This window comes from Alkalibacterium sp. m-11 (genome assembly GCF_054658155.1).
In genome coordinates this window covers 1-5,716 of sequence record NZ_BAAGIR010000126.1, presented here as the reverse complement: position 1 = coordinate 5,716, position 5,716 = coordinate 1, and the positions used below count along the sequence as shown (strand labels likewise).

Genomic DNA, 5,716 nt, shown 5'->3' with positions numbered 1-5,716 from the left:
TTTCTTCCCATGTCAACGCTCTCCTTTGAACTCATATAGTTGGGTTCATTATACAATAAAGAACCCTATAAAATAGAGAACGAATAAGGGTTTTTTATCCGTGTCTATTCTATAGGGTCCAGTTTAATTTGAGGGACGGGTTTTTTCTTACCTTACATGAGAGAATAATGTAAATATACCAGGCTGTATGAAGCAAAGTAAACGAAACAATCAATTCGATAATGTTGGTAAAAATATAAGTCCGCTCTGTAGCCTGGTTCAGTGTATACAGAAAGCCCGGAGTGGCTATCAGGACAACAAAGAAATTCATGACGAACAAATAGATCATGTCTGTAATAAATTCGCTTAATGAATAATTGAATTTAATATCCATCAGACCGAAGATGATCAGTTCAATAACCATGATCCCTGTTACCATTGTCATGATAAATCTGAAATCAAAATCGAACGCACTGAGTATAATCCCGGCCAGAAATAACGGTAATTCCACAAGCATCTTGTACCGGCGGCGTTTATCCTTTTCTGTCAACTCACTGTATTTTAACAATTCTCTCACCCCTTTCTCATTGTACAGCATTACATTACTAATTTCTACAGGAATACGTGTAAAGTAGCAAATCTTTCTACTTTACACGATTGCCGTTACAAGAGCGTATATACTGTAGTTATTTTATATGCAAATTAAACAGAGGAATCTCCTATTGAACTTTGATCATGATTAAATGACCGATCAAACAAAAAAGGATTGTCCAGTATACAGCTGGACATTCCCTTATTCTCACTACTTATTGTACTTTTTTATAATCAGGCATCTCTTTGCTTTCTTGCTTTCTTATTACTCTGCATGATATTCCAGGACCGCTTGATTGTACCCAGTATGTTGGTGTCAGAATAAACCAGGACATTGGAGCGGTAAAAGGCAAGAGCCACAGCAGAAATCAATGCTGCAAACCCGACTGTTCCTACAATGGACAGCCAGATTCCACTTGTCGCGACAGTCCCTGATGCGATCCTGAACGGCATCACGAAAGGCGTAAACAATGGAATATATGAGAATACGACGGCCAATGTATTTTCAGGAGATGTGAAAGCAAATAATCCGACATAGAACCCGGCAAGAGCGATAAAGACTATCGGGGTGACAGCTTTATTCACGTCTTCCATCTTAGTAGCCAGCGAGCCGAAGAATGCTGCGAGTATGACATATATCAGCACCCCCGCTACAAAGAATATCAGTGTATACCCCAGCAGTTCCTGAAGCATGCCCATAATATCCATCTCACCTATCAGTCCTTGGACAAAATCAGTGTCTCTGAAGTACAGATAGGCTGCAAATCCTACAGCTGCATAAATCGCGATCTGAGTCAGCATCACCATGATGACCCCAACCAGCTTCCCGAAGAAATGATTGGTTGCTGTCGCACTGGACAAGATGATTTCCATAATACGTGTGCCTTTTTCGTTGGCCACTTCTTCAGCTATGATTCCGGAATATGTCATGATGAAAGCCATTATAGCAATACTGACCGCATAAGCGCTCCATTCCTGGATCATTCTATCGGTTGTGTCTTCTTCTGTCAGTGCCCCTTCTTCGATACTGACGACTGTTTCTTCTACTTGAACAGCCTCTGTCAGAGACATGACCTCTTCAGGAGCCAGCTCAAGATCATTCGCTCTAAGCATCGTCTGATAGTTTGTCAGCACTTCAGTAATGATTGGTATCTGATTAGACAGCTCGTTTGCATGGACGATTTCTGCCTGAAGGGTTTGTGCTTCAGTATTGATGACCATATATCCTTCGATATCCTCAGCAGTCAGGGCTGTTTCAGCTTCCTCTTCAGTCGTAATGTCTCCAGCAATCTCAAAATTCCATTCTTCATCTGAAAACAGCTCCTGAAGAGCCGGATCATCTGTTACGACAGCAATCGGTGTTGGCTCAGCGTTTTGAGCTTCCTGTGAAAAGTAGTAGGTCATCCCGGCGATAAAACCAATAATGATCAGCGGAATGAGAACCATGACGATAAACCCGAATGATTTAATATTTTTCTTGTATACTTCTTTAGTAATGACCCAGAATTTATTCATTTCGCTCACCTGCCATTCGTTTAAAAATCTCTTCTAAAGTTGGAGGTTGCTGGCTGAACGTCGGGATATAGCCGTTTCGTGTTGCTGCCTCAAAAATAGCCTTTCCTTCTTCAGCCTGAGTCAGATAGACAATATCGATCCCGTCTCTGTTTTTCTCCACCCGCTGTACACCCGGGAATTCCAGAAGAGCTTCTTTGCTTAGATCAGACTCTAAAAACAGCTTCGTCCGTCCAAACTGTTCGCGAATATCACGAACCGCCCCATTAAGTACCTGTTTTCCATTTTTCAGCATGATCAGGCTGTCACAGAGATCTTCCACATTGTTCATATTATGGCTGGAAAATATGATACGTGCGCCTTTACTCTGAGCTTCTCTTATCCCTTCTTCGAGGAGTTCTGCATTGACCGGATCTAATCCGCTGAACGGTTCATCAAGAATAATCAGTTCCGGTTCATGAATCAGGGTACAAATCAGCTGGACTTTCTGCTGATTCCCTTTTGACAGAGTTTTTACTTTATCTGTCTTTTTCCCTTTTACGTCGAACTTTTTCAACCAGTCATCAATCAGAGGACTGATCTCGCTTTTCTTCTTCCCTCTCAGCTGTGCAAAATAAAGAATCTGATTCTCAATCGATACTTTAGGATACAGCCCTCTTTCTTCTGGAAGATACCCTATTTTATTGAAGATCTTTTTCGACAGACGCTTATTTTCCCAAAGCACTTCACCCTGGTCTGCTGTCAGCAGGTCCAGTATGATTCGGAAGGTCGTCGTTTTTCCTGCACCGTTCTGACCGATCAGACCCATGATGTCTCCGGGACGAATCGTAAAACTGACATCTTCCACAGCGGTCAGATCACCGAACGTCTTACGCAGATTTTTCACCTCTAACATATTGTCTCCTTCTTTCTCTATATTATGTACTCTCATAGAATAATGATTATCTGCAGTATACCGTTTTAGGTGAAAATAAACATCAGACCTCCGGACCATTTTTCACATTTTATTCATCCTTTATTCATGAAAAAAGAGAATACCGAGGCATTCTCTTTTTGTTAATCTTATCCTTCAATTATCTTGATATAAACGTGCCGTGTTCTCGGACCGTCAAACTCGGTAAAGTAGACACTCTGCCAGGTGCCGAAAACGAGCTTGCCATTCTCAATAATCAAGGTCTCACTGGCTCCCACAAGCGAGGATTTAATGTGCCCATCAGAGTTCCCTTCCGCATGAACAAAGTAGTCATGATCAGGAAAGGTATCATCCAGCACGCGTTTCAGATCTGTCCGGACATCCGGATCAGCATTCTCGTTGATCGTGATCCCGCCTGTTGTATGCGGGCAGTAAACCACCATGATGCCGTTCTCGACCTGACTGTCTTCTAGCGCTTCATTCAAATAACGGTCGATCATAACAAATTCCTGCTTATGATGTGTATCAATCGTAATTTGTTTCAAATAGCTCATTGATAACCCTCCATTTGTTTGATTTTTCCGTCGGATAATTATATGGTAATTAGACTTTTTCTATCCATCCTTCAGGAGCCTCTACATCTCCAAACTGGATCCCGACCAGTTCATTATAGAGTCGCTTAGTAACGGGACCGACTTCTGTTTCAGAATAAAACACATGGAAATCATCCTCTACCTGAAGTCCACCAATTGGAGCAATAACTGCAGCCGTTCCACACGCACCAGCTTCTTTGAACTGATCGATATCCCTGATGAATACGTCTCCTTCAAGCGTGTCAAGATTCAATCTGTTTTCAGCAAGCCAAAGTAACGAGTACTTGGTTATGCTGGGCAGTATGGATGGTGACTTGGGTGTGACAAATACATCATCTTTGGTGATTCCGAAAAAGTTGGCTGCTCCGACTTCTTCTATTTTAGTATGTGTTTCCGGATCCAGATAAACCGCATCACTGAAGGAGCGTGACTTGGCTTCTTTTCCAGGAAGGAGGCTGGCCGCGTAGTTCCCGCCGACTTTAGCTGCTCCTGTTCCTTTCGGTGCCGCACGGTCATAGCCGCTTACGACAAAGTTGGACGGTTTCATCCCGCCTTTGAAATAAGATCCGACTGGCATGGCAAATATTGAAAAAATATACTCATCGGCAGATTTTATCCCAATATTGTCGCCTACCCCGATCATGTAAGGACGCAGATATAAAGAGCTGCCCGTCCCATATGGGGGTACCCATTCTTCATTAGCACGGACAACTTTTTTTACCGCCTCCACAAACTTGTCTTCCGGATAAACAGCCATAAGTAGACGTTCACAACTTTTCTTCATTCGAATGGCGTTTTCATACGGCCTGAATAAATTAATGGACCCATCTTCAGTCCTGTAAGCTTTCATACCTTCAAAACACTGCTGACCATAATGCAGGGCAGTGGATCCTTCAGAAATGTGAAGGCGATTGTCAGTCGTCAGTTCCCCTTCATCCCATTCCCCATCTTTGTATCGAGAGATAAAGCGATAGTCTGTCTTAATATATGAGAATCCAAGGTTTTCCCAATCTAAATCTTTTGTCATACATCTTCCCCTTTTCATGTCCCCCTAGTTACCTTTTTATTATACCAAAAAAATGACAAAATTTTAATGTTTCAGTCCATCCCTTTTTCTTCTGACCAGCTCGCTCATGATGAATGAAAATATGCTACACTGATAGTAAATCAACTATAAAGGATGACGCGTATGAAATTAGGATGTATCGGATTCGGAAATATGGCTCAGGCCATTGTAAAAGGACTACTGAAGAAGGAACTGATTCAAAGAGACGATCTGATTGTTTCGACTTATTCTCCGGAATCACTCAAAAAAATCGAAGAAAACTGGCAGATCAGTGTGACTCATGTCAACCAGGATGTGATCGACGCTTCAGATATCATTATACTGGCAGTGAAGCCTCATCAGATGGATAATGTGCTTGGTCCCCTTTCTATACCAGAAAACAAGCTCATCCTGTCCGTAGCTGCAGGATACACGAGTGAACGTCTGAAGCAGTTTTTATCAGAAAGTCAGTATCTTCGCACCATGCCGAACCTTAACGCACAAGTAGAAGAGTCCATGACAGCCATTGTCGAAAACCCCAGTGTTTCAGAAGAGAATATAAAGATCACTCAAGATATTTTCAACGTGGTAGGAGAAACAGTTATCATTCCTGAAAAACAGCTGAACATTTTTATCGGACTGGCCGGAAGTTCTCCTGCGCTGGTTTTCCTGTTCATTGATACGCTGGCTAGAAGTGCTGTTAAACATGGCATGAAAAAAGATACGGCTGTAAAGATTGCTGCTCAAGCTGTGTTGGGAAGTGGTAAAACCGTCTTACATGCCACCGACTCTCCTCAGACACTAATCGATAAGGTATCCTCACCCGGAGGCATCACTGTTGAAGCGATCCTGCACCTATTGCAAAGTGACTTTTCCGATTCAGTCATTGGCGCTTTCGACAAAATGATCGAGAAAGATCAGGCCATGTCCGAAAAACAGTAATAAATGGTCTCTTTTTGAACTACTCCACCTTAAATCCTAAGGGATTTTGAAGATGGAGATTCCTAAGAACTCCCACCTATTGGTCGGATATTGATTAGGCTAACTCTGTAGTCCCTACAGTTCTGGAAGTTAAAATACGCA

6 protein-coding genes are annotated in these 5,716 nt (G+C 42.3%); 1 reads left to right on the top strand and 5 read right to left on the bottom strand.

Going from position 1 to position 5,716, the window contains the following annotated elements; translation table 11 throughout:
- Nucleotides 1-109 precede the first annotated feature (109 nt).
- From ACYQ2O_RS10165 to ACYQ2O_RS10145, 5 genes are all read right to left on the bottom strand, one after another.
- Entirely contained in the window at nucleotides 110-547 is a 438-nt protein-coding gene (locus ACYQ2O_RS10165) for a hypothetical protein (RefSeq protein WP_459771026.1), read from the bottom strand.
- 257 nt (nucleotides 548-804) lie between these two features.
- Nucleotides 805-2,085, bottom strand: coding sequence for an ABC transporter permease (locus ACYQ2O_RS10160; protein ID WP_346024369.1), 1,281 nt, complete (start codon nucleotides 2,083-2,085; stop codon nucleotides 805-807).
- Nucleotides 2,078-2,977: an ABC transporter ATP-binding protein gene (locus ACYQ2O_RS10155; protein WP_459771022.1), complete on the bottom strand. Its 900-nt coding sequence runs from the start codon at nucleotides 2,975-2,977 to the stop codon at nucleotides 2,078-2,080. The genes ACYQ2O_RS10160 and ACYQ2O_RS10155 overlap by 8 nt, the downstream gene beginning before the upstream one ends.
- 167 nt (nucleotides 2,978-3,144) lie before the next feature.
- Nucleotides 3,145-3,549, bottom strand: coding sequence for a secondary thiamine-phosphate synthase enzyme YjbQ (locus tag ACYQ2O_RS10150; protein ID WP_459771020.1), 405 nt, complete (start codon nucleotides 3,547-3,549; stop codon nucleotides 3,145-3,147).
- A 49-nt stretch (nucleotides 3,550-3,598) separates the two neighbouring features.
- On the bottom strand, nucleotides 3,599-4,615 hold the full coding sequence (locus tag ACYQ2O_RS10145) for a branched-chain amino acid aminotransferase (RefSeq protein WP_459771018.1): 1,017 nt from the start codon (nucleotides 4,613-4,615) through the stop codon (nucleotides 3,599-3,601).
- Between the two features lie 162 nt (nucleotides 4,616-4,777).
- Between ACYQ2O_RS10145 and proC the strand changes: the two genes are divergently transcribed.
- On the top strand, nucleotides 4,778-5,575 hold the full coding sequence (proC, locus tag ACYQ2O_RS10140; RefSeq protein ID WP_459771017.1) for a pyrroline-5-carboxylate reductase: 798 nt from the start codon (nucleotides 4,778-4,780) through the stop codon (nucleotides 5,573-5,575).
- Nucleotides 5,576-5,716 lie beyond the last annotated feature (141 nt).